At 73.7% G+C, this 23,119-nt stretch carries 20 protein-coding genes; 11 read left to right on the forward strand and 9 right to left on the reverse strand.

Features of this window, described 5'->3' with window-relative positions:
* Positions 1-5: 5 nt before the first annotated feature.
* The 6 genes from ACFYXS_RS12975 (at position 6) to ACFYXS_RS13000 (ending at position 4,901) form a co-directional block, all read left to right on the forward strand.
* Positions 6-425: a hypothetical protein gene (locus ACFYXS_RS12975; protein WP_389247092.1), complete on the forward strand. Its 420-nt coding sequence runs from the start codon at positions 6-8 to the stop codon at positions 423-425.
* A 90-nt stretch (positions 426-515) separates the two neighbouring features.
* Positions 516-1,994 (forward strand): AlkA N-terminal domain-containing protein, encoded by a 1,479-nt coding sequence (locus ACFYXS_RS12980; protein WP_389247094.1) that lies wholly within the window; start codon positions 516-518, stop codon positions 1,992-1,994.
* A gap of 117 nt (positions 1,995-2,111) precedes the next feature.
* Entirely contained in the window at positions 2,112-2,621 is a 510-nt protein-coding gene (locus ACFYXS_RS12985) for a methylated-DNA--[protein]-cysteine S-methyltransferase (protein ID WP_389247096.1), read from the forward strand.
* A 14-nt stretch (positions 2,622-2,635) separates the two neighbouring features.
* A complete protein-coding gene (locus tag ACFYXS_RS12990) occupies positions 2,636-3,370 on the forward strand; it encodes a 2OG-Fe(II) oxygenase (RefSeq protein ID WP_389247098.1) in 735 nt (244 codons plus the stop codon).
* A 65-nt stretch (positions 3,371-3,435) separates the two neighbouring features.
* Positions 3,436-4,215 (forward strand): ABC transporter substrate-binding protein, encoded by a 780-nt coding sequence (locus ACFYXS_RS12995; RefSeq protein WP_389247100.1) that lies wholly within the window; start codon positions 3,436-3,438, stop codon positions 4,213-4,215.
* Positions 4,212-4,901: an alpha-ketoglutarate-dependent dioxygenase AlkB family protein gene (locus ACFYXS_RS13000; RefSeq protein ID WP_389247102.1), complete on the forward strand. Its 690-nt coding sequence runs from the start codon at positions 4,212-4,214 to the stop codon at positions 4,899-4,901. The genes ACFYXS_RS12995 and ACFYXS_RS13000 overlap by 4 nt, the downstream gene beginning before the upstream one ends.
* On the opposite strand, the gene ACFYXS_RS13005 is transcribed toward ACFYXS_RS13000, so the two are convergent.
* Both ACFYXS_RS13005 and ACFYXS_RS13010 read right to left on the reverse strand, forming a co-directional pair.
* Positions 4,876-5,313 (reverse strand): PaaI family thioesterase, encoded by a 438-nt coding sequence (locus tag ACFYXS_RS13005; protein ID WP_389247104.1) that lies wholly within the window; start codon positions 5,311-5,313, stop codon positions 4,876-4,878. The two genes, ACFYXS_RS13000 and ACFYXS_RS13005, sit on opposite strands and share 26 nt — an antisense overlap.
* A gap of 12 nt (positions 5,314-5,325) precedes the next feature.
* A complete protein-coding gene (locus ACFYXS_RS13010; RefSeq protein ID WP_389247106.1) occupies positions 5,326-6,927 on the reverse strand; it encodes an MFS transporter in 1,602 nt (533 codons plus the stop codon).
* Positions 6,928-7,030: 103 nt separating this feature from the next.
* Here ACFYXS_RS13010 and ACFYXS_RS13015 point away from each other — a divergent pair, with 103 nt between their 5' ends.
* Positions 7,031-7,501: a winged helix-turn-helix transcriptional regulator gene (locus ACFYXS_RS13015; protein WP_389247108.1), complete on the forward strand. Its 471-nt coding sequence runs from the start codon at positions 7,031-7,033 to the stop codon at positions 7,499-7,501.
* Positions 7,502-8,052: 551 nt separating this feature from the next.
* Here ACFYXS_RS13015 and ACFYXS_RS13020 read toward each other — a convergent pair.
* A complete protein-coding gene (locus ACFYXS_RS13020; protein ID WP_389247110.1) occupies positions 8,053-9,147 on the reverse strand; it encodes a LacI family DNA-binding transcriptional regulator in 1,095 nt (364 codons plus the stop codon).
* A 341-nt stretch (positions 9,148-9,488) separates the two neighbouring features.
* On the opposite strand from ACFYXS_RS13020, the gene ACFYXS_RS13025 reads away from it, so the two are divergent.
* From ACFYXS_RS13025 to ACFYXS_RS13035, 3 genes are all read left to right on the forward strand, one after another.
* Positions 9,489-10,736 (forward strand): glycosyl hydrolase, encoded by a 1,248-nt coding sequence (locus tag ACFYXS_RS13025; protein WP_389247112.1) that lies wholly within the window; start codon positions 9,489-9,491, stop codon positions 10,734-10,736.
* A gap of 55 nt (positions 10,737-10,791) precedes the next feature.
* The gene (sthA, locus tag ACFYXS_RS13030) at positions 10,792-12,195 is read left to right on the forward strand and encodes a Si-specific NAD(P)(+) transhydrogenase (protein WP_389247114.1); all 1,404 of its coding nucleotides are present in this window, start codon (positions 10,792-10,794) and stop codon (positions 12,193-12,195) included.
* A gap of 155 nt (positions 12,196-12,350) precedes the next feature.
* Complete coding sequence (locus tag ACFYXS_RS13035; protein WP_389247116.1) at positions 12,351-13,706, forward strand: FAD-binding oxidoreductase; 1,356 nt, start codon at positions 12,351-12,353, stop codon at positions 13,704-13,706.
* Positions 13,707-13,826: 120 nt separating this feature from the next.
* Here ACFYXS_RS13035 and ACFYXS_RS13040 read toward each other — a convergent pair whose 3' ends face one another.
* From ACFYXS_RS13040 to ACFYXS_RS13065, 6 genes are all read right to left on the reverse strand, one after another.
* Complete coding sequence (locus tag ACFYXS_RS13040) at positions 13,827-14,126, reverse strand: hypothetical protein (protein ID WP_389247118.1); 300 nt, start codon at positions 14,124-14,126, stop codon at positions 13,827-13,829.
* A 404-nt stretch (positions 14,127-14,530) separates the two neighbouring features.
* Positions 14,531-14,785: an acyl carrier protein gene (locus ACFYXS_RS13045; protein ID WP_389247120.1), complete on the reverse strand. Its 255-nt coding sequence runs from the start codon at positions 14,783-14,785 to the stop codon at positions 14,531-14,533.
* Between the two features lie 325 nt (positions 14,786-15,110).
* The gene (locus ACFYXS_RS13050) at positions 15,111-15,746 is read right to left on the reverse strand and encodes a hypothetical protein (RefSeq protein ID WP_389247122.1); all 636 of its coding nucleotides are present in this window, start codon (positions 15,744-15,746) and stop codon (positions 15,111-15,113) included.
* 233 nt (positions 15,747-15,979) lie between these two features.
* Positions 15,980-16,981, reverse strand: a complete 1,002-nt coding sequence (locus ACFYXS_RS13055; RefSeq protein ID WP_389247124.1) for a helix-turn-helix domain-containing protein — start codon at positions 16,979-16,981, stop codon at positions 15,980-15,982.
* A 150-nt stretch (positions 16,982-17,131) separates the two neighbouring features.
* A complete protein-coding gene (locus ACFYXS_RS13060; protein ID WP_389247126.1) occupies positions 17,132-20,992 on the reverse strand; it encodes a S8 family serine peptidase in 3,861 nt (1,286 codons plus the stop codon).
* 170 nt (positions 20,993-21,162) lie between these two features.
* Positions 21,163-21,711, reverse strand: a complete 549-nt coding sequence (locus ACFYXS_RS13065; RefSeq protein ID WP_389247128.1) for a sigma-70 family RNA polymerase sigma factor — start codon at positions 21,709-21,711, stop codon at positions 21,163-21,165.
* A gap of 231 nt (positions 21,712-21,942) precedes the next feature.
* Here ACFYXS_RS13065 and ACFYXS_RS13070 point away from each other — a divergent pair, with 231 nt between their 5' ends.
* On the forward strand, positions 21,943-22,983 hold the full coding sequence (locus ACFYXS_RS13070) for a ricin-type beta-trefoil lectin domain protein (protein WP_389247130.1): 1,041 nt from the start codon (positions 21,943-21,945) through the stop codon (positions 22,981-22,983).
* Positions 22,984-23,119: the final 136 nt, after the last annotated feature.

The following is a 23,119-nucleotide window of genomic DNA, read 5'->3' on the forward strand; positions in this document are numbered from 1 at the left end:
CGGGCATGGCCGAGGAGGAGAGCGCCGGAACGCCCCCGGTGCCGTACGGGGCCCGGGACCTCGCCACCGCGACAGCGCTGCACATGCTCATCCTTCTCGTCCCTCTGGGACTCCTCGAAGTCATCGCCTGGGCGCTGGGCCTGCTGCCGGGCGCCGCCCTCCCGAGCCTCGCGATCTGCGTCCTCGCCGGCGGCGTGCCGGTGGCCGAGCTCTACCGGACCCGGCCGCCGGGCCGGCGATCCGCCGCGGCCGCCGGACTGGCCACCCTGCTGGCTTTGGTCCTCCTGGGAGACGCCACCGAGGCGTGGATCTCCCCGGACACCCATGACGTCGGTTCCGCCCTGGGCGGGATCGTCGGCCTCCCCCTCGGCGCGGCGGTGTTCGCGTGGCGGATCAAGCGTGCGGGCAGGTCAGTGGGCGCGTGAGCCCGCCGGACCGGCGGGACCGGCAGAAAACTCCGTGTCCGATTTCCGCCGGTGTTCGCGGGCGCGATGCCGCACAGTGGAGGGGTGACCATGGACGACCGCAGGTACGAGGCGGTGCGCAGCCGGGACGCCCGGTTCGACGGGGAGTTCTTCTTCGCGGTGACGACGACGGGCATCTACTGCCGCCCCAGTTGCCCCGCCGTGACGCCCCGGCAGCGCAATGTGCGTTTCTTCCCGACCGCGGCCGCCGCGCAGGGCGCCGGTTTCCGGGCCTGCCGGCGGTGCCGCCCGGACGCCGTGCCCGGCTCCGCCGCGTGGAACGTGCGGGCGGACGTCGTCGGCCGGGCGATGCGGCTGATCGGCGACGGCATCGTGGACCGCGAGGGCGTGGCGGGCCTCGCCGCGCGGCTGGGTTACAGCGCCCGCCAGGTGCAGCGACAGCTCAACGCGGAACTCGGCGCGGGCCCGATCGCCCTGGCGCGGGCCCAGCGGGCGCACACCGCGCGCGTCCTGCTGCAGACCACCGGTATGCAGGCGGCCGGGATCGCGTTCGCCGCCGGTTTCGCGAGCGTCCGGCAGTTCAACGACACGGTCCGTGAGATCTACGCCATGACCCCCACCGAACTGCGGGCGGCCCGGCCCGGCGGCGCGCGTTCCGCGGCCGCCGTCGCCGAGGGCGCCGCGTCCCCCGCCTCCGGAATACCGCTGCGGCTCGCCTATCGGGGCGCCTACGACACCCGGCAGGTCTTCGACCGCCTGGAACGCCGCGCCCTCCACGGCATCGAGGAGGTCACCGGGCCCGCCGGCAGCCGTACGTACCGCCGTACCCTGCGCCTGCCGGGCGGCCACGCGGTCGCCGAGGTGTCCGAGGCCGTCGGCAAGGGCGGCGGCTGGCTGGAGTGCCGCCTGCACCTGAGCGAGCTGCGGGACCTGACGACCGCCACCCAGCGCGTCCGGCGCCTGTTCGACCTGGACGCGGACCCGTACGCGGTGGCCGAACGGCTCGGCGCCGACCCGGCGATGGGGGCGCTGGCCGCGCTCCGTCCCGGTCTGCGCGCCCCCGGCACGGTCGATCCGCACGAGACGGCGGTCCGCGCCGTGCTGGGCCAGCAGGTCACCCTCGCCGCGGGGCGGCGCCTGGGCGCCGCGCTCGTGGCGGCGTACGGGACGCCGCTGCCCGTGCCGAGCGGCGGCCTCACCCATCTGTTCCCCACGGTGGACACCCTCGCGGGGGCGTCGCTGTCGGAACTCGGCATGCCCGGTGCCCGCCGGGACACGGTGCGCGGGCTCGCCGCCGCGCTGGCCGACGGCACCGTCGCCCTCGACCCGGGAGTCGACCGGGACGCCACGGAGAAGGCGCTGCTCGCGCTGCGCGGCATCGGCCCCTGGACTGCCGGCTACCTGCGGATGCGCGCCCTGGGCGACCCCGACGTCCTGCTGGAGGACGACGTGGCGGCGCGCGCGGGCGCCGCCCGGGCGGGCGTCTCGCTCCAGGAGGCCGAGGCCTGGCGGCCCTGGCGCACCTACGCCGTGCACCACCTCTGGAGCGCCGAACAGACCGTGTCCTGAGGGGACCGCCCGGTCTTCCGGGCAGCGGGAATGCGACGTCCGAATCCCGCCAGCACCGTCCCCGCCCAGGGACCAGACTCGTAGTCGTACCGCACGAACGACGGAAGGACCGGACCGATGACGGTCTACACCACGACGCACAGCCCGCTCGGCGAACTCCTGCTCGTCGGCGAGGAGTCGGCGACCGCCAAGGGCGGCACGGCACTCACCTCGCTGTCCGTTCCCGGGCAGAAGGGCGGCGTCACGGCCCCCGGGGCCGGCTGGCGCGAGGACCGGGCGGCCTTCGCCGAGATCCTGGGCCAGCTCACGGCCTATTTCACGGGCGAACTGACCTGCTTCGACATCGAGTTCACCACGGCCGGGACCCCTTTCCAGCAGCAGGTGTGGAAGACCGTGGAGACCATCGACTACGGCACGACCCTCTCGTACGCCGACGTCGCCGAGCGGTGCGGCATCCCGCGCAGCTCGTCGCGCGCGGTGGGTGCCGCGATCGGCCGCAACCCCCTGCTGGTCGTCCGCCCCTGCCACCGCGTGGTCGCCTCCAGCGGCGCCCTGACCGGCTACGCCGGGGGGATGTCCCGCAAGGAACACCTGCTGGCGCTGGAGTCCGGCCGCCGCACCGCCTGACCGGGAGGACCCCCATGACCACGACCACCAGCACCCCGGCGGCGGCCCGCGAGCGGGTCGCCGCCGCCGACTGGCCCGCGCTCGCGGGCGAGCTCGACGCGTACGGCAGTGCCCTGACCGCGCATCGCGTCCTCACCCCCGCCGAGTGCCGCGCGATGGCCGGACTCTACGACGAGCCGGCGCGCTTCCGCTCGACCGTCGACATGGCCCGGCACCGCTTCGGCTCCGGCCAGTACCGCTACTTCGCCCATCCGCTGCCGGACCTCGTACGGGAGCTGCGCGAGGCGTTCTACCCCCGTCTGCTGCCCGTCGCGCGCGACTGGGCAGCCCGTCTCGGCCGCCCCGCGCCCTGGCCGGACACCCTGGAGCAGTGGCTGGGGATGTGCCACGCCGCGGGCCAACGGCGGCCGACCCCGATCCTGCTGCGCTACGGCGCGGGCGACTGGAACGCGCTGCACCAGGACCTGTACGGGGAACTGGTCTTCCCGCTCCAGGTCGTGATCGGCCTGGACGAGCCCGGCGGCGACTACACCGGCGGCGAGTTCCTGATGACCGAGCAGCGGGCGCGGGCCCAGTCCCGTGGTTCGGCCACCGCGCTCCCCCAGGGCCACGCGCTGGTGTTCACCACCCGCGACCGCCCCGTCCGCTCCACGCGCGGCTGGTCCGCCGCCCCCATGCGGCACGGCGTGAGCACCGTCCGCTCCGGCCGCCGGCACACGCTGGGACTGGTCCTCCACGACGCGACGTGACCGGCTCCCGCCCCGTCCGGACCTACACCCGGACCGGGCCGGACGGGGAGCCGTACCCGAGTACCGTGCCCGGCACCCTCGGCGGGCACCGGCGCGGCCGCCTGTACGGCAGGCTGGACTGCCCGAGCGCGCTGCGGGCGCTGGCCCGCGGCGGCTACGTCCGCGAGCGGGTGTTCTTCGCCGACGAGACGACGGCGGTGGCGGCCGGCCACCGCCCGTGCGCGCGGTGCCTGCCCCGCCAGTACGCACAATGGAAAGCGAGCCGAGCGAACCGGGACCCGGAGACCATGGAAATGCCGCACACACCCGCCGACGAGGCGCCCGCGCCCTCGCCCCTCCTCACGGCCGGCGATCTGGCCGCGCTGGAGGAACTGCCCGCACCCGCCGCGCACACCGCCGCGGAGCTCGCCGCTCTCCTCGGCCTGCTGGACGGCGCCCGGGTCGTGACGGTCGGGCACAGCCGCGACGCGGCCTCCCGTGACGCGGCGGCGGCCTTCGCGGCCGCCTGGCGCGCGGCGGGCCGCGAGATCGCCGCCGTCGTGGACTGGCCCGAGGAGGCGGCCTCCTGGCTGCGGCAGGCCCAGCGGCTGACCGCGGACGCGCCCGACGCCTGGGCGGTCGCGGCGGCGCCCCGGGGGTGGGCCCAGCTCGTCCGCCGGCTGCGGCACGGCACCGGCTGGGACCCCGCCCGTACGGTCGGCTTCGCCGCGCTCGGCGACCCCCGCATCGCGGCCGCGACCGGCCCGGCCGCGCTCCAGGGACTGCGCGGGGCGGCGCCCGACGGCGGCGTCTGGCGCTTCGACCGCGGCTGGGTGGTCCGTACCGCCGCGGGGGGCGGGCGATGAGCGGCCTGTTCCCCCGCCCCCGGCTGGAGGTCGCGCCCGGCGCGGTGCACGTGCCCGGCTGGCTGGGCCCGGACGAGCAGCGCCGGCTCGTGACCGCGTGCCGCGGCTGGGCCGCCGGGCCGGTTCCGATGCGTCGCACGAGGCTGCCGCGCGGCGGTGTGATGTCGGTGCGGACCGTCTGCCTCGGCTGGCACTGGCAGCCGTACCGCTACACCCGGACGGCGGGCGACGTGAACGGCGCCCGGGTGGCGGAATTCCCGGACTGGCTGGCCGAGTTGGGCCGCCGGGCACTGGTGGACGCGTATCAGGACCCGGCGGCGGGCGACGGCTGGGCACCGGACACCGCCCTGATCAACTTCTATGACGCCGGCGCCCGGATGGGCATGCACCAGGACAAGGACGAACGGTCCGGCGCCCCGGTGGTGTCGCTGACCGTCGGCGACGCTTGCGTCTTCCGCTTCGGCAACACCGAGAACCGCAACCGCCCCTACACCGATCTGGAACTGGCCTCCGGCGACCTGTTCGTGTTCGGCGGGCCGTCGCGCTTCGCGTACCACGGGGTCCCGAGGATCCTGCCCGGGACCGGTGACCCGGCCACCGGCCTCGCGTCCGGACGGCTGAACCTCACCCTGCGGGTCACCGGTCTGACGGACGTCCCGGTCAGTGACCGGGCAGGTCGCGGTTGAACAGCCGTACCTGCCCGCGGGCGATGGGCCTGCCGGACTCGTCGCCGATCTCCACGAGCCACAACTGCAGGCTGCGGCCCTGCTGGATGGGCGTGCCGACCACGTCGAGGCGCCCGGTGACGTGCGACCGCAGGAAGTCGGTCTGGTTGCCGACCCCGACCGCGAACTGTCCCCGGGACTCCACCGCGACCGACGCGCCCACGCTGGCCACGCTCTCGATGACGGTCGCGTAGACCCCGCCGTGGGTGATGCCCCACGGGGTGTGGTGCTCCGCGGTCACCTCGAGGTGGCCGCGGACCTCGGTCGGGGTGACGGAGTCGAAGTGCAGCCCGACGGCGCGGAGGAAGGCTCCCGCGCGCTCCAGGGCGAGGAACGCGTCGGGCGTGGAGTCGGGCTGGGCTGCTTCGGGCACGGCGGGGCTCCCTCAGTGCTGTTGCGGAGTGGGACGGTTGCGGATCAGTGTGACGGCCGCGACGGCCGCCGCGGCGATGGCCACGCCCGGGATGAGCACGGCGAGGTGCAGTGCCCCCGAGAACGCGTCGCCCACCGCGGCGTCGACGGTGGCGCGCAGCCCCGCGGGCAGGCCCGCACCTGACGCGCCGCTGCCGACGGCCTGGACCACCTGGCCGGTGACCGCGGGCGGGGTGCCGCGCTCGGCGAGCGCGTCCGGGAGCCGGGAGGCGAGGCCGCTGGTGAGGACGGTGCCGGTGACGGTCGCGCCGAGGGTTCCGCCGACCTGGCGGAAGAGGTTCACCGTGCCGCTGGCCATGCCGCCGTCGGTGTGCGGCACGCTGATCACCGCCACGGCCGTGCCCGGCGGCAGGATGAGCCCCGCGCCGGCCCCGAACAGACCCATCAGCACCGCGATGACGACCACGGACGTGGTGGGGGTCTGCGCGGTCATCGCCAGGGCGCCCACCGCGGCGAGCACCGTCCCGGCGCCCAGGGTCGTCTTGAAGCCGACGCGCCGGGCTATGGCGGCGGCCACGTAGCTGACCAGCACGTACGCGATCATCACGGGCAGGAGCAGCAGTCCCGCGCGGAGGATCGACTCGTGCCGGACGCGCTCGAAGTACAGCACCTGGGCGAAGGCGACGGCCACGAAGGAGTACTGGCCGATCATGGCGACGACGTTGGCCGTGGCGAAGGTGCGGTTGCGGAACAGCCGCAGGTTGAGCATCGGCGTGCGGGTGCGGGACTCGTGCACGATGAACGCGGCGAGCGCCACGGCGGCCAGGACGAAGGCGCCGGCCGCCTGCCATGTGCCGTATCCGCTGTGACCGCCCTCCACCAGGCCGTAGTTGAGCGCGCCGATCGCGATCACGGCCAGCACCAGGCCGGGCGGGTCGAGGTGGCGGCCCGGGTGGCGGCTCTCGGTGACGAAGCGCGGCGTGAGCAGCAGCACGACCACCGCGAGCACCACGTTGACCAGGAAGACCGCGTTCCAGGAGAAGCGCTCCAGGATCAGCCCGGCAGCGACGGGCCCGAAGGCGAGCCCGATGCCGGACACCGCGACCCAGATGCCCACCGCCCGGGTGCGCTCGTGCGGGTCCGGGAACATCTGGGTGACCAGGGAGAGGCTGTTGGGCAGGATCGCCGCGCCGCCGATGCCCATCAGCGCCTGGCCCACGATCACCGTCCCGGCGCCGGACGCCAGGAAGACGACGAGGCTTCCGGCGCCCAGGAGCACCATGCCGAGCGCGAAGACCCGGCGGCGTCCCAGGATGTCGCCGACGGTGCCGGCGGAGAGCACGAAGCTCGCGACCATCATCGAGTAGATGCCCGCGATCCACACGAGCGCGGAACCGGACACGTGCAGGTCCTGCTGGAGGGGCGCGAGGACCGCCGTGGTCTGGGTGATGTTCACGAACATCGCCATCTGACCGAGGCTGGCAACGACGAATCCGATCCATTGCCTCCGGCTCTGCCGGGCGGCACGGTCCTGGTTGCTCTGCGCGGGGGCCGGTGCGACGGGCGCGCCGGCGTGGGCGCCGGCGTGGGCGCCGGCGGCGGTCGGGGGTGTCATGAGTGGTGTCCCTCCTCGACTGGGTCCGACTCTCGAACTCAGCCGCTGTGGCGCACGTTACCATCCCTGAGTTCTCCTGGAGAACTCAGATAGGATCGGCCCCATGGAATACCTCGACCAGGACGTCTCGAACTGCTCAGTGGGGCGCGCCGTCGAACTCGTCGGCCAGCCGTGGGTGCTGCTAATCCTCCGCGAGGTCACCCGCGGGGTCCGGCGGTTCAGCGACATCCAGAACCACCTGGGCGTCTCCCGCTCGGTCCTCAGCGACCGGCTGAACGGCATGGTCGAGCGGGGCCTGCTGGAGCTGCGCGACTACCAGGAACCGGGCGCGCGCCGGCGCTCGGAGTACGTCCTCACCACGATGGGGCGGGACCTCTACCCGCTGATCAGCGCGCTGCGCGACTGGGGGGACAAGTACCTCGCGGATCCCGAGGGGCCGTCGCTGCTCGCGACGCATCACGGGTGCGGGGCGTCTGTACGGGTGGCTCTGCTGTGCGGGGACGGCCACCTCGTCGCCTCCGGCGACGAGGTCGACCGCCTCCCGGGCCCGGGGGCCCGCCCCCGCACCGGGTAAGGCTTTTTCCCCGCCCGCCCGCCCGTGTGCCCTGTGAAGTCAGGGCGCCCCGACGCGCGCTTCGTGGGGGCCGGGTTCGGGGCCTCCGGGGCCGGCCATTCTGGACAGCACATTTAGGTGCCTCAGGCACTGTCCCTTGATCACCCCGGGTCATGCACCCAAATATGCTCCACAGTCCAGAACACCCACCCTCCCCCAGCCTCCGGCCGGGGGTGCCCCCAACTCCCCCGCCCCCTCTGGTGAGCTCTCGCGCCTGATCCCCGGTGGGGGGTAGACGGCACCGTGCGCGGGCCGTCCGTTGGCGCAGCGCCGTCCAAGGGCCCAGCCGTCACCGCCAACAACACCCCCACCGGCCGTCATGTCGCCCCAACAGCCGGAAGGGGTGTGGCGGGGTCCGCCCGCTGGGGGCACCTCCCAGCGGTATCTGGGGGAGGGCTCCGGCGCGGCACCGACCCCATACGAACAGAGCGCAGGCGGTCACTTACCGCGCCGGGCTGGGGGCACCCCCGGCCGAAGGTTGGGGGAGGGAGGGCGGGCGGGGAAAAAACCGGTCAGGCCGCCGGAGGCGGGCCCGTGCTGGCGCGCACACGAAGCCGCGGCGTCGGCACCTGGACGCGCCGCGCGGACCCGCCTCCGAGCAGCGCGAGCAACTCCGTCGCCGCACAGCGCCCCACCGCGAGCGTGTCCCGCACGAGCGCGGTCAGCGGAGGGTGGGTGGTCCGGCACAGCGGCGAGTCGTCGAAGGCGACGAGGGACAGGTCGCCCGGTACGGACAGCCCGCGCCGGGCGGCGACGGCCGCGCCCGCCACCGCCATCACGTCGTTGTCGTAGACGATCGCCGTGGGCGGATCGGCTTCGGCCAGCACGCGGCTCGTGGCCTCCGCGCCCTGCTCGCCGGAGTAGTCCGTGGTGACCGAGCGGGCCGCGGCCACCCCGAGGCGGGCGGCCTCGGCGCGGAGCGAGGCGATGCGGCGCGCGGTGTGCGCCAGGTGCGGCGGCCCCGCCACGTGCACGACGCGGCGGTGGCCAAGGGCGTGCAGGTGGTGGGCGATCGCGGCCATGGCCGCGGTGTCGTCGGCCCACACGGTGGAGATCCCGGGGCGCGCGACGGCGCCGTCCGGTGTGGTGCCGATGACGACCGCGGGCAGGCCCAGGGAGTCCAGGAGTTCCGGCCGCGGGTCGCCCGCGTGCGGGTCGACCACGATCACCCCGTCGACCCGCTGCTCCGCCCACCACCTGCGGTAGACGTCGCACTCCGCCCCGCTGTCCTCCACCACACGGAAGAGCAGGCCCAGTTGGCGTGCCGACAGCACCTCCTGGAGGCCCGAGACGAGTTGCAGGAAGAACGACTCGAGGCCGAGGGTGTTGGCCGGCCGGGCCAGGACCAGGCCGACCGTGGCCGCGCCCTCGCCGGACAGCGCGCGGGCGGCGGTGCTGGCCTGCCAGCCCAGTTGCTCCGCGACCGCGCGGACCCGGCGGCGCGTGGCGTCGGACACGCCGGGCCGGTCGTTGAGGGCGAAGGAGACCGCGCTCTCGGACACCCCGGCCCGGCGGGCGATGTCCTTCATGGTCGGGCGGCGTGCCGGGGGGCGCCGGTCGGCGCGGCCCTCGGGCGCCGGTTCCGCCGGCCGCTCGTACGCCGTCATCGGGCCCCTCCCTCCGCTCGCCGCCCGGTGTCCCCGCTGTGGTGTGCCAGTATCCACCCGCCGAACACCGCCCGTTGCTATAGCGCTTGAGCGGGGTTCCTCTAAAGCGCATTAGCAGCCCCTCCCCATTTTCTTCACCAGGGCGGTGACCTGCGGATTCGTGGACACAAAAAGCCTTTGCCCGGAGCGAGTTGACTTTACCGGGGGCGCGATGCCAGTTTGGCGTGGGCGCCGGCGGCCGGCTCCCCCGGCCGAAGCCGGTCGCGGCACGGCCACTCCCCCGGCCGGCCCGACAGCCCCGGCGTGCCGCCCGCGCCCGCCCTTCGCCACCTGGACCTGCCATGACCCCGCGCCTAGGCGTCAACTACACCCCGAGCCAGGGCTGGTTCCACCACTGGCTGGACTTCGACCTCGACGCGGTCCGCGCCGATCTCGATTCCATCGCCGGCCTGGGTCTGGACCACATCCGGGTCTTCCCGCTCTGGCCGCTGTTCCAGCCCAACCGCGCGCTCATCCGGCCGCGGGCGGTCGAGCAGTTGGTCGCCCTCGTCGACGCCGCCGCCGAACGCGGCCTGGACGTCAACGTCGACGGCCTGCAGGGCCATCTGTCCAGCTTCGACTTCCTGCCCGCCTGGACCGGCACCTGGCACCGGCGGAACATCTTCACCGACGCCGACGTCGTCGCGGCGGAGGCCGAGTACCTGCGCACCCTGGCCGCGGCCCTCGCCGACCGGCCCAACTTCCTCGGCATGACGGTCGGCAACGAGATCAACCAGTTCTCCGGACCGCCGCACCCGGACCCGGACCGCATCGGTCCGGTACAGGCCGAGGCCTGGCTGCGCCTGATGCTGGACGCGTGCGAGCGCGGCGCCCCCGGCAAGCTGCACCTGCACGCGGAGTACGACGCGGCCTGGTACCAGGACGACCACGCCTTCACACCCGGTCAGGCCGCCCGCCTCGGCTTCGCCACCGCCGTCCACTCCTGGGTCTTCAACGGCACCGCGCAGCGCCACGGCCACGCGGGGGTCGCCACCGAGCACCATGCCGCGTACCTCATCGAGCTCTCCAAGGCGTGGGCCACCGATGCGCACCGGCCCGTCTGGCTCCAGGAGGTCGGCGCCCCCGCGCCCCTGATCCCGCCGGACCACGCGGCGGCCTTCGCGTCGGCCACCATCGCCAACGCGCTGGACTGCACGGACCTGTGGGGCATCACCTGGTGGTGCTCGCACGACGTCGCGCGCAGCCTGGCCGACTTCCCCGAGCTGGAGTACACGCTCGGTCTGCTCGGCAACGACCGCCGTGTGAAACCGGCGGGCGCCGCCGTCGCCCGGGTCGCCGAGGAGTTGCGTTCGGGGCCCGCGCCGGCTCCGCTCCCCCGTACCACCGCGCTCGTCGTGGACGTCGGCGAACCGGAGACGGCGCCGCGCCGCGCCACCTGCGCCCCCGGGGGCGAGGTGTTCGAGGCGTGGGCGGCCCTCACCGCGCGCGGGGTCCGTCCGGCCCTCGTGCTGGCCGACCGCGCGCAGGATCCGGCGCATCTGGCCGCGCGCGGCATCACCGAGGTCGTGACCGCCGCCGAGGCCCGCTGACCCCGACCCGGGACCGCCCTTTCCCCGGAGTGTCACCCCCTGTCAGACTCGGCCCGTGACCGAATTCGACCTGCTCGTCATCGGATCCGGCCCGGGCGGCCAGAAGGCCGCCATCGCCGCGGCCAAGCTCGGCCGCCGGGTCGCCATCGTCGACCGCCCCGACATGCTGGGCGGCGTCTCCATCCACACCGGCACCATTCCCTCGAAGACCCTGCGCGAGGCGGTGCTGTACCTGACCGGCCTGACCCAGCGCGACATGTACGGGCAGAGCTACCGCCTCAAGGAGGACATCACCGTCGCCGACCTCACCGCGCGCACCCAGCACGTGGTGAGCCGCGAGGTGGACGTGATCCGCAGCCAACTGGCCCGCAACCGGGTCACGATGCTGCCGGGCACCGGCCGCTTCGTGGACGATCACACCGTCGCCGTACGGGATGCCTCCGGCCAGGACTCGCTGGTGACGGCGGGGCACATCGTGATCGCGACGGGCACCCGGCCGGCCCGCCCGGCGAGTGTGGAGTTCGACGACCGAACGATCATGGACTCCGACAGCGTGCTGAACCTCGAGCGGGTCCCCCGCTCGATGGTGATCGTCGGCGCCGGGGTCATCGGCATCGAGTACGCCTCGATGTTCGCCGCGCTCGGCACCAAGGTGACGGTGGTCGAGCAGCGCGACGGCATGCTGGACTTCTGCGACGTCGAGGTCGTCGAGGCCCTCAAGTACCACCTGCGGGACCTGGCCGTGACCTTCCGCTTCGGCGAGACCGTGGCGGCCGTCGAGCGGCACGCGACCGGGGCGCTGACCCTGCTGGCGAGCGGCAAGAAGATCCCCGCGGACACCGTGATGTACTCGGCCGGCCGGCAGGGGCTCACCGAGGAACTCGACCTCGGGAAGGCGGGACTGGCCGCGGACAAGCGCGGGCGCATAACCGTCGACGAGCACTACCGGACCGCCGTGCCGCACATCTACGCCGTCGGCGACGTGATCGGCTTCCCCGCGCTGGCCGCGACGTCGATGGAGCAGGGCCGGGCCGCCGCGTACCACGCGTGCGAGGAGCCGGTGAACGCGATGCGCGGCCTGCAACCGATCGGCATCTACACCATTCCCGAGATCAGCTTCGTCGGCCGCACCGAGGACCAGCTGACCGACGACAACGTGCCGTTCGAGGTCGGCATCTCGCGCTATCGCGAGCTGGCCCGCGGCCAGATCATCGGCGACTCGCACGGCATGCTGAAGCTGCTGGTGTCGCCCGAGGACCGCACGCTGCTCGGCGTGCACTGCTTCGGCTCCGGGGCGACCGAGCTGCTGCACATCGGCCAGGCCGTGATGGGCTGCGGCGGCACGGTCGACTACCTGGTGGACGCCGTGTTCAACTACCCGACGCTCGCCGAGTCCTACAAGGTGGCCGCGCTCGACGCGACCAACAAGATCCGCCAGATCGACCGGCTCACCGGCTGAGCCGCACGGCGGCGGTCCCGGGTTCCTCCCCGGGCTCTCGCTGGGAGGTGCCCCCGGGACCCGCCGCCGCCGTGACCACGGGCGGCCCGTGCGGCCTGCGGTTAGCCTGGGACGACGCATGCGCCACTCCGCCTGACGGCGGCCAGGAGGTCGTCATGAGCGATCCCTCGCGGGTTCCGGGCGTTGAGGGGCCGGTCGTCCGCAGGGGCGACGCCGGCTACGAGGACGTCCGGACGGGCCTGCTGTGGAACGGGTACCAGCCGCAGCGTCGCCCCGACGTGATCGTCCGCGCCGCCTCGGTGCGCGACGTCCCGGCGGCGATCGCGACGGCCCGCGCCGAGGGCCTGCGGGTCGCGGTCCGCACGGGCGGCCACAGCTGGTGCGGCGCGCCCCTGCGCGACGGCGGGATGCTGCTGGACCTGTCGGCCCTGCGCCGTTGCGTCGTCGATCCCGCGCGGGCCACGGCGACCGTCGAGCCCGGGCTCTCGTCCGGGGAATTCACGCGGGTTCTCGCCCGTGCCGGCCTCGCCTTCCCCACCGGGCACGGCGCCGCGGTCGCCCTCGGCGGCTACCTGCTCGGCGGGGGCCTCGGCTGGAACTCCGGTGCGTGGGGCCCGGCGTGCGCGAGCGTGCGCGCGATCGAGGCCGTCACCGCGGACGGCGAGGTCGTGCGCTGCGACGAGCGCGAGAACGCCGACCTGTTCTGGGCGGCGCGCGGCGCGGGACCGGGCTTCTTCGCGGCCGTGACCGCCTTCCGGCTGGCCCTGTGGCCCGGTCCTGCGGCGGTCGCCACGACGTCGTACGTGTGCCACCTCGGCGAGGTCGAGTCGCTCGCCGACTGGGTCACCGAGGCGGCCGGGGATCTGCCCGCCAACGTGGAGGTCGCCTTCACCCTCTCGACCGATCCCGGTTCCGGGGAGGTGGTCCTCTCGCTGTCCGGCACCGCGTTCGCCGGCTCCCACGACGAGGCGGCCCGCGCGCTGGCACCGCTCGCCGCAGCGCCGTTCACCACTGCCCCGCTGCGCCGGGCCGTCGCGGAGCCCACGTCGATGAAGGCCCTGTACACGCGGATCGCCGCGCTGTGGCCGGACGGGCACCGCTATGCGGCCGACACCATCTGGTCCCACGCCGACCCGGGCACCCTGCTGACCCGGCTCGGCGACGCCCTCGGCCGGGCGCCCTCGGCGAAGTCCCTGGTCCTCGCCCCGCTCGCGCCGGCCTCACGGAACCCGGGACTGCTGGGCGACATGGCGTTCTCCGTCCTCGGCGACGCCAAGGTCTCCGCGTACGCGATCTGGGACGACCCGTCGCGGGACGAGGCCAACGTCCGGTGGCTGCGTGAGGCGATGGCGTCCGTCGCGCCGCTCGGGACCGGGCACTACATCGCCGAGGCGGACCTGTCCGCGGACGACTCGCACGCCCGCAGGTCGTACACCCCGTCGGACTGGGCGCGGCTCGGCGCGCTGCGCGAGAAGTACGACCCCGACGGGCTCTTCCACTCGTTCCCCTAGCCGCGGCTCGTGGGCACCGCGCCCGGCCCCGGCCCGCCCCACCGCACGCGGCAGGGCCGCCACCTCGTGCGAGGTGACGGCCCTGTCGTACTGTCACTGATCTGCTCAGATCGTCAGACCTCAGCGGAAGAAGCCGTAGTAGCCGCCGTAGCCCGGGCCCCAGCCGTAGCCGCCCCAGCCGCCGCCCCAGCCGTGGCCCCAGCCACCGCCCCAGCCGCCCCAGCCGCCGCCCCAGCCGCCGTGGCCCCAGCCGCCGCCGCCCCAGCCGCCGCCCCAGCCGCCGTGCGCGACGACTGCCTGCTGCGGTGCTGACTCGTGCGGGGTGGCCGCACTGGCAGCTGATGCTCCGGCGAACGCCAGCAGCGGAGCAACAAATGCCGCTGCGACAATCTTGCGAGTGGTGTTCTTGTTCGCGCGCATGTCGTTCCCTTTGAGGTGTGAACGTTTTGGGATGCGCGACCAGAAGGACTGGTCGCCGTCGCACCGGCTTCGTGCGCGTGACCCCGGTGCGACCGGGATGTGCCCGGGTCCTTGGGACGGGGCACACCATCACTGGTGCGGAACGCCATATCCGATGTGCCTAGTTGGCGGCGTCCCAACTGCACCGTAGGCACGTCAGTGGCCCAGAGTCAAAGGTTTCCGACAAATTACGCGAACTCGGACAAATAAACATGCTCCCCGAGGGCCGGGAACGGCCCCTCCTGACGCCCCGTCCGCAGCCCAAATCCCCTGCCTCGCAGGGGATTTGGGCACCGCGCCCATATCACCGGGCGCGGACGGTTCCCACCGGTTACGCAGCGTGCGCGACTACCGAGAGTGCGCGATCAGCCTGAGGAGAGTTGCTCGGAGAGCTTCTCCGACACGGTGTCGACAAGATCGCCCACCGTCCCCATCCGCTCGACCTCGTCGGCCAGCAGCATCACGCCCACCTTGCGCTCCACGGCGTCGGCCGCCCGCTGCTTGCCCCGGTCCCCCAGGCGGAGCCCGGAGAAGGTCACCTCGGGCCTCACCTCGTCCTCCGGCACGCCCGCGCACTCGGCGACGACCCTGCGGACGATCTGCGCGACGTCATGCGTCATGTCCTTGCGCCCTCTTCTCCCCATCGGCTGCTGCGGGATACGCGTACCCCGGCGGTCGCTCGGCCATTACCCCGGGAGCAGCGGGGAACGCACCCGCGGCGGTCACGAAACGGAGGCGGACAGGCGCGTCCCGTACGCCCGCCGGAACACGCGGGAGCACGGGACACAGAAGGGAGGAGAGAGAAGGGGAAGAAGAGCGCGACCAGGGACGGCGCGCACCGGCACACGGCCGCACGCCGGACACCGCCGGCCCGCCGGGGCGGCCCGGTGGGCCACCGGGCCGCGGACCGACGGGGCCGGCCGTCGCGGCGACGGCCGGGACGGGTCAGTGGGACTCGTCAGGATGCATGTTCTTGATCTTGATCCAGTCGCGGCTGCGCCGCCCCGGTAGATAGGGGCTGGTCAGCCGTTTCGCCACGATGCCGTCGTACCCCTCCTGACGGATGTGCTGCAGCGCTTCCGCCGCCATGGCCGGCCAGTAGGGCGGGACGGCGACGAAGGGGCCGGACATGCCCAGGTCATCCAGGAGGGCGCGGCGCGCGGTGTACGGGGAGTGCAGCACCGGCTCCCCCAGGTGGAGGATGTCGTAGACCATCAGCCGGGCGGGCATGTCCGCGGCCGCCTGTTCCACGGCCGACGGGTGCCGCAGGCTCATCCGCCGCTGCAGCCGTTCCATGGACGGACCGCCGTGCTTGCCCAGGGTGATGATCTCGCCGTCGAGGACGGCGACCATCCCGGGTGGCAGCACGTCGGGCAGTTGTCGTAGTTCGGGATACACGCTCGTGACGTCCTGGCCGATCCCGGAGATCAGCCGAACCCGGCCGTCCCCCGGTAGATGGACGAGAACTCGGGCACCGTTGAAGAGCGGCTCGAACCCGTACTGCGCCTCGTCCTCCGGCCCGGGCAGCGGACCGGCCACCGCCAGCATGGGCGACCAGGACGGCAGGGCAGCCTGCTCCACGGAACCCGCTGGTAGGCGGGTACTCATGGTTCAAGCCTCCCACCAACCGGCCGGGTCCGCGACGAGGGCGAGAAGCTTTGGCCAACGATAGCGGCCGGGGTGCCGTCGCCCCCGGGCCGACGGGACCGGCTCGCGCGAACCCCTCAGCGCTCGGCACGCACCGCACGGCCCCGCGTCGGCCGCCGGCCCGCCTCTACCTGACGCCATGTCATATCCCGTGGCCGGGGCGCGACTCAGAGCCATCCGCGGCGGGCGGCCTGCCAGGCGAGCTGCATCCGGGTGTCGGCACCGGCGAGCGTCATCATGTGCTGGATGTGGCGCTGCACAGTGCGCCTGCTCAACCCCATCTGACTGGCGATGGCCTTGTCGGCCACACCCGCCACGAGCAGCGAGAGCAGCCGGCGGTCGGTCTCGGAGAGCGGGTCGGAGTCGATGACACCGTCGCTTCCCTCGACCCCGCCGGAGGCACTGACGTTGAGCGGGACCGCGGTCTCCCAGTAGCGCTCGAAGAGCGAGATGAGCGCCTCCAGCAGGCTGCTGCCGCGCACGAGGGCGGCCGTCGCCTCGCCGGCACTTCCCTGGGGCCCGCCGGGGACCAGCGGGCAGATCGCGATGGCCCGGTCGGAGACGGCCAGACGCAGCGGCAGGTGCGGGACGGAACGGGCGATCTCGCCGGCCCGCACGCCCTCGACGACGTTGTCGATGGCGCCCTCGTCGTCGAAGAAGGCCTGCTCGTACAGCACGCGGTAACGCACCCCGCGGGCCAGTGCGTCGTACTCCGCGCGGTTGCTGCCCGAGGGCATCGCGACGTACTGGGCCTTGCAGAACCAGAGCATCTCGTGGCGGGCGTTGTCCTGCATCTGGCGCAGGTGCTGGCGCAGGGCCTCGGCGCCGGTGATGACCTCGATGAGCTGGCCGGGGTCATGCCTGCGGCGGGTGCTGCGGTAGCTGTCGAGCAGGTCGGTGACGGCGGTGCGGGCCTTGTCGAGCGCGTCGGCGTTGCGTTGCAGCCGCGGCAGCAGCGCCACGTCGGGCGGTACGGCGGCGTAGTGCAGCGGGTCGTGGTCGGTGGGGCTGGCGAGTCCCTTGCCGCGCAGCGCCGCGAGGACGGCCTCGACGGACTCACGCGGGAGTCCGGTCCGGTCGGCGACCTCCTGGGCCGACGCGGTCGCTGTCCCGACCAGGAGCCGGTACACCGTCTCCTCGATGCCCGTGAGGCCTGCCGCCTCCAGCATGCCGTGCCCCTCCCTCGCCCCGGCCGGCCCCGTGAAGCGGAACGGCCCGTTGAAGTTTGCACCGCATGCCCCCGCCGGGCAAGCAAACAGCGGGTGCCGGGACTCCCGCCCCGGCACCCGCCGTTCCTCAGCCGTTCGTCCGGACCGGCGTCACCGCCCCGACGTGGCGCCGTGCTGCAGGTAGGCGCGGTCGACGGTCTGCCGCACGCCGTTGCCCGCGCTGTCGGTCGCGGTGACCCGCAACGTCACGTACGCGTCCCGGTGCAGCCCGGACGGCCGTTCCACATCGGCGGTGAAGCCCGTGCCGCTGCCGAGCCGCTTGGTGCGGGCCGTGGTCCAGGTCCTGCCGTCGTCGTACGAGGCCTCGACCTTGAGCGTGACCCCGCGCGGGGCGGCCACGCCGTCCGGCATCCGCACGTTCAGACCCAGCGTGTGCGACCGCCGCGCGTCCACCGCGTTGAGGAGGTCCACCGGCGCGCTGTAGTCGACCTGGAGCAGCGGCAACGGCGTGGCCGTCGCCGCGGTGTCCGAGGTGAACGTCCAGGACGTCTTCGTGCCGGTGCCGAACTGCCAGTCGGCGGAGGTCCGGGCGGTGGTCAGGTCCAGCCGGTAGCCGGCCTTGCCCGCCGGCACCTCGAAGCCGCCCCACGCGCCGACGTCGGACTGCGCCACGCGCCGACCGTCGCGGTACACCTCCGCGTGGGCCACGTCGCTCGGGTCGCCCACCGCGGACGCGGCGGCGCCGGTGCCGACACCGCCACCCAGCGAGCTGACCTCCGCGAACGACCAGTGGCCGGCCTGGGAGTCGGTGAACTCCGGAATGTACAGCGACAGGGTGTCGCCGGTGCGCACCGAGCCGGGCCAGCCCGTCACACCGTGCGGGATCGACGGACGCACCGGCCCCGCGAACCATTTCTCCGTGGTGCGCTGTCCGGGCTTGTAGGTGTGGGCGGCGTCCTGCATGCCGACGCCCAGCGCGATGTCGCGGTCCATGACCGTGTCGTGGTGCACGATGTGGCTCCACAACGTGTCACCGGCGCTCACGTACTCCACACGCTCCTTGCCCATCGGCACGTCGCGCGCGGTCTCGCTCCAGGCGGTGCCCTGGTAGGGCCGCCATCCGAAGCGCTGCTCACTGCCCCAGGCCGACGCCCCGGTACGGGCGTAGGAGGCCTTCACGACCGCGCTGTTGCGGTCGCTGACCGTGTACACGACCTTCTCGGGGATGCGCTGCTGGGACACCTGCAGCACGTCGTACAGGTAGGGGCTCTGCACGGTGCCGGAGAAGTCCACCGTGGTGGTGCGCCTCCCGGCGCGCCCGAGCAGGTCGTTGCCCTCCGTCGCGCCGGCGCGCATCACCGGCAGGGCGAGGCGGTCGCCCTCCGGCTGCCAGCGCGTCCAGGGGTAGAAGTCCTGCGGCATGACGAGCATGAGCGCCTTGGCCCCCGCGTCCGCGGCAGCTTTCGCCAGGTCGGCGTCATTGCCGAAGTCGTAGCGGATGACGGCGAGTTTCCCGCGCACGTGGGCGGCCTCGAGGTCGGCGGCGGTACCCGCGCCGGCGTCCACCGCGGTCAGCCTGACGCCCTTGGCGTCGAGGACCCTGGAGGTCGGCAGGTAGTACGGGGTGAAGGCCGAGGAGGTGCCGGACACCTTCGCCCGCAGCTGCGGTGCCGTCATCTGCCAACGCGAGGCGAACTCGAAGGTGCCGTCGGTGACCTGGGCGGTCGGGCTGACGTAGATGCGCTTGGCGACGTCGAAGAACATCACGCCCTGGATCAGGCCGTGTCCCTCGATCCTCCGGTACGTCTGGTAGCTGATGACGCCGCGCTGCTCGGCGGGCTTGGGTGTACGGATCTGCACCGGCGTGACCTTGGAGGCGTCCAGCGTCACCGTGGTGTCCTTGGTGACCTTCACCTGCGGGTTGATCACCTCGACCAGTTCCTGGCCGTCCGCGGCGTTGTCCAGGCTGCTGAAGTCGACCTGGTAGGTGCCCTCCTCGACGACGGCGACCGCGGGGTCGGCGCTGGTGTAGGGGACGAAGCCGTCCTGACCCCAGATCGTCGGCAGCCAGCCCGGCAGTACCTTGCCCGCGCGGTCGCGGGAGATCACGGTGAGCCGGTGCAGCGGCGCGTGCACGACCAGGGAGAGCGTGGTGTGGGCGAGGACGGTCCCGTCCGCGCCGGTCGCGGTGGCGTAGCCGTAGTAGGCGCCGCGCCGGGCGTTCTTCGCGTCGGTGCTCAGCGGCACGTCCGCGGAGGCGCCGGGGGCGAGGTGCACGGTGCCCGCACCGGGTATGACGACACCGGCCGTCAGGGGCACGCCGTCGGCATTGGCCAGGGCCACGGTGAGCCTCAGGTCGACGGCCTTGTCACCGGTGTTGGTGTAGTGCAGCGTTCCCGACTGCCGGCTGCCGCCGCCCACCTGGACGGCGGGCAGGGACACACTGCCGGTGGCCGTGACCGCGCCCATCGCCGCGGCGACGTCGATCCGGCCGCCGCCCTGCTCGGTCACCTTGGTGCCGGACACGGTGTGCGCGGTGCTGATCAGCGCGTCCTTCAACTGCTGACCGGTCCAGCCGGGGTGCTGCTGCGCGATCAGCGCGACGGCACCCGCGACGTGCGGGGTCGCCATCGACGTGCCCGACGCCGCCGTGTAGTCGGCGTCGACCGGGTCGCCCATCGTGGTGCCCGCGGCACGTGCGGCCACGATGCCCACGCCCGGCGCCGTCACATCCGGCTTGACCGCCTTGTCGCCCAGTCGCGGGCCGCGGCTGGAGAAGGGGGCGAGGGAGTCGTCGCGGTCCACGGCGCCCACCGTCAGCGCGGCGTCGGCCGCGCCCGGCGAGCCGATCGTGGACTCGCCGTTCTCGCCCGCGTTGCCCGCCGCGACGACGAAGAGGGTGTCGCCCGAGGCGGAGAGCGTGTTGAGCGCCTGGCTCATCGGGTCGGTGCCGTCGGTCGGGTCGTCCGAGCCGAGGCTCATGTTGACGACCTTGGCGTGCTCGGCGGCCGCCCACTCCATGCCGTCGATGACCTGCGACTCCGAGCCGAAGCCGTCGTCACCGAGCACCTTCCCGACCAGCAACTCCGCCTTCGGCGCCACACCCTTGCGGGAACCGGAGGACGCCGCGCCCGTGCCTCCGACGATCGACGCCACATGCGTGCCGTGCCCGAAGTGGTCCACGGTGTTCCCGCTGCCCGAGAAGTCCTTCGACTCCGCGATCCGGCCCGCCAGATCGGGGTGGGTGGCGTCCACGCCGGTGTCCAGGACGGCCACCTTCACGCCCTGGCCCTCGTACCCGGCCTTCCACGCCGCCGGCGCGTTGATCTGCGCCGTACTGCGGTCCAGCACCGGCGCGACCCGGCCGTCCAGCCACACCCGCGGGGTCGCGGCGGCGCGGGCGGCGCCCTCGGCGGCGCCCGGGTTCAGCGCCTTCCAGAAGGCGCCGAGGTCGTCGTCCGCGACGCGCAGCGACCGCGCGTCGATGCTGGCCAGGGTGCGGGCGGGGGCCGACGCCTCGTTGAACGCGGCGACCCGGTCCGCGACGGCGGCCGCGGCCCTCTCGCTCTTCGCCGTCGTCCGGGCCACGCCGCCCTGCGGGCCGGCGGAGACGATCAGCGGCAGCGCGGAGCTGCCGGCCTCGTCGTAACCCTGGGCGATCAGGGTGGTGACGTCGAACAGCCGCCGGTCCAACGTCCCGGCGGAGACCAGGTCCGCGGCGTCCGACGGCAGCACCGTCAGGTCTCCGCCGTCCTCCTGGTAGGTGCGGAAGACGATCCCCTCGCGGCCCGATCCGGGCTCCACCGAGGCGGTGGTGCGGCCGTCGGCCCGCGGCGTCACACTCACGCGGTCGCCGGTCACCAGGCGTACGGTCACGGACGACGCGCCCGGGGCGCCGGCGGCGGGTCGCGCCGCGGTGTCCCGGGGTGTTCGGGCGGAGGCGGACGGTACGCCTCCGGCGGCCAGCAACAGTCCTGTCGATATTGCCGCCGTCAGGCGGATCCATGCCATCGGCCAAGCACCTTTCGTACAGCTGGAGGTCATGCGCTGTCCGACAGAATCTGCTGTGGCGGTGAGCATGTCACTGGCCTCAGGTGTCACAGCTGCGACATGTCCCAAGGGCGCCACGGGATGTCGCCGAGGTGCCGGCGCGGCGGTCCGTGCCGAGGCCGGCCGGGTGCTCAGGCGGCCGCGCCGCGGATGCCGCGGCGGGCGAGTTCCGCGCGCAGGGCGCGGACGCCGTGGTGGGTGCGGGACTTGACCGTCCCGCGCGGGACGCCCAGTTGAGCGGCGACGTCCTCGCCGGCCTGGCCCATGACGTGGACGCGGAAGAGCGCTTCGCGGTGCGCGGGAGCGAGCGCGCGCAGGGCGCCGACCAGGAGGGAGCGGTCCTCGACGGCGCCGGCGTGGTCGTGGACGGGCGCGAGCGCGGTGCCCGCGAAGTCCGCGGCGGTGACCCCGACGGGTACGGAGCGGTCGCGGCGGCGGTGGTCGACGGCGAGGTTGCGGGCGACACGGAAGAGCCACATACGGATCGGCCGCTCGTCGAGGTCGAGCCGTCCGGCGCTCTGCCAGGCCCGCAGCAGGGTCTCCTGCAGGACGTCCTCGGCGGCGTGCACGTCGCCGCCCATCAGGCTGCCGACGTAGCGTCGCAGGCCTTCGGATTCGGCAAGGAGGCGGGCCGCGAGATCCGGCCGCCCCCCTTGCGCGTCGTGTGCTGTGCGGGTCACGGCGCCGGCTCCCGGAGGATCTAATCGGCCCTGGCGACCGGACTCGTTCGTGCGCATGGGGTGAACGATATTGCCCGCCAGGGCGTGCTGTACTTACGAGGTTGGCGAACAGTCGATCATTTGGCGAGGCTCTTAAGACGACGTTCGTCCAATGTGCACGTTCCCGCAGAAGTCGCGCGGAACGACCCCTTCATGCTTCCCGGCAGCCCCACCGATACGACAGGAGACGATGTGCCGTCCCCATCCGAGCCACGGCACCCCGAGGTGCTCGAAGGAGCACCCGAGCGCTTCAGCGAGCACTTCGCACGGCGCCCCGCACTGCCCCGCCGGGGGCTGCTGCCGGGCAAGCGGGTGTGGGTCGCGACAGCCGCCGCGGCAGCCGTCGTCGGCTGCGCGGTGCTGGTGGTGCCCGTGCTCGCGCAGGTCGACGTGTTCCCCGGGCACGACGCCGACGGCGGCCCGGTGGCCGTCGCCGCCCCGGCCGCCTCCGTGTCCGCCGGCACACCCGGGACGACGGGATCGGACCCCTCGGCGTCCACCGGGTCGCCCACCGTCGGCACCCACACCGACTCCCAGAACTCCGGCCCGCGGGGCCTGTTGAGCGGCACGGGCGGTGGCAGCGGCGGTACGACGGGCGGTGGCACCGGGACGGTCGTCACCGGCGGTGATTCCACCGGCACGATCCACAGCGGCGGCAGCGCGGCCGCGGGCGGCAGCACCACCACCGGCGGCGGCAGCAGCACGACGACGGGCACGGGCGGCACGGGCTCGTCCGGCACCGGCTCCGGCACCGGCACCGGCAAGTCCGGCTCCGGGACGAGCGGTTCGGTCACCCAGCCCACCGTCAAGCCCACGAAGACGCAGCAGAGCGTCACGGTTCCCGGTGTGCGCATCCGCAGCTCGGCCTCCGGGCGGTGCGTCGACATCACCAACGCGGCGGACGGCATCGGCCGCGACGGCAGCCGCCTGCGGATCTGGGACTGCGGCGGTGCCGCCTCGCAGAAGTGGGACTTCCGTTCCGACGGTTCGGTCCACTCCCTCGGCCTGTGCATGGACCTGGCCTGGGCCTCCACCGCCAACGGCACGGCCGTGCAGCTCGCCAAGTGCAACGGCGGCTGGGCGCAGCGGTTCGTCCTCAACAGCGCCGGCGACCTGGTGAACCCGCACGCCGACAAGTGCGTCGACGTCGTGGACAAGGCCACCGGGAACGGCACACAGCTGCAGCTGTGGACCTGCTACGGCACCTCCAACCAGAAGTGGTACCGGAACTGACGGCTCGTCCTGTACGCCGGTGCCCGCCGGATGACACCCCCGCCGCCGAGGAGGCAGCGGGGGCGTCGCCGTTTCGGGCGGCCGCCACACTGAGGGCGTGAACTCCAGGGCGGCGTACGGGCCGTACCGTCCGGCC

This window comes from Streptomyces sp. NPDC002574 (assembly GCF_042889545.1).
Taxonomy (GTDB): domain Bacteria; phylum Actinomycetota; class Actinomycetes; order Streptomycetales; family Streptomycetaceae; genus Actinacidiphila.

Bases quoted from the DNA above. Each gene is read 5' to 3' on its own strand.
- ACFYXS_RS12990 (WP_389247098.1), top strand. From the start codon at position 2,636: ATGACCACGACCACCAGCACCCCGGCGGCGGCCCGCGAGCGGGTCGCC.
- ACFYXS_RS13035 (WP_389247116.1), top strand. From the start codon at position 12,351: ATGAGCGATCCCTCGCGGGTTCCGGGCGTTGAGGGGCCGGTCGTCCGC.
- ACFYXS_RS13055 (WP_389247124.1), bottom strand. From the start codon at position 16,981: ATGCTGGAGGCGGCAGGCCTCACGGGCATCGAGGAGACGGTGTACCGG.
- ACFYXS_RS13045 (WP_389247120.1), bottom strand. From the start codon at position 14,785: ATGACGCATGACGTCGCGCAGATCGTCCGCAGGGTCGTCGCCGAGTGC.
- ACFYXS_RS13015 (WP_389247108.1), top strand. From the start codon at position 7,031: ATGGAATACCTCGACCAGGACGTCTCGAACTGCTCAGTGGGGCGCGCC.
- ACFYXS_RS12975 (WP_389247092.1), top strand. From the start codon at position 6: ATGGCCGAGGAGGAGAGCGCCGGAACGCCCCCGGTGCCGTACGGGGCC.
- ACFYXS_RS13010 (WP_389247106.1), bottom strand. From the start codon at position 6,927: ATGACACCCCCGACCGCCGCCGGCGCCCACGCCGGCGCCCACGCCGGC.
- ACFYXS_RS12980 (WP_389247094.1), top strand. From the start codon at position 516: ATGGACGACCGCAGGTACGAGGCGGTGCGCAGCCGGGACGCCCGGTTC.
- ACFYXS_RS12985 (WP_389247096.1), top strand. From the start codon at position 2,112: ATGACGGTCTACACCACGACGCACAGCCCGCTCGGCGAACTCCTGCTC.
- ACFYXS_RS13020 (WP_389247110.1), bottom strand. From the start codon at position 9,147: ATGACGGCGTACGAGCGGCCGGCGGAACCGGCGCCCGAGGGCCGCGCC.
- ACFYXS_RS13025 (WP_389247112.1), top strand. From the start codon at position 9,489: ATGACCCCGCGCCTAGGCGTCAACTACACCCCGAGCCAGGGCTGGTTC.
- ACFYXS_RS13040 (WP_389247118.1), bottom strand. From the start codon at position 14,126: ATGCGCGCGAACAAGAACACCACTCGCAAGATTGTCGCAGCGGCATTT.
- ACFYXS_RS13060 (WP_389247126.1), bottom strand. From the start codon at position 20,992: ATGGCATGGATCCGCCTGACGGCGGCAATATCGACAGGACTGTTGCTG.
- ACFYXS_RS13000 (WP_389247102.1), top strand. From the start codon at position 4,212: ATGAGCGGCCTGTTCCCCCGCCCCCGGCTGGAGGTCGCGCCCGGCGCG.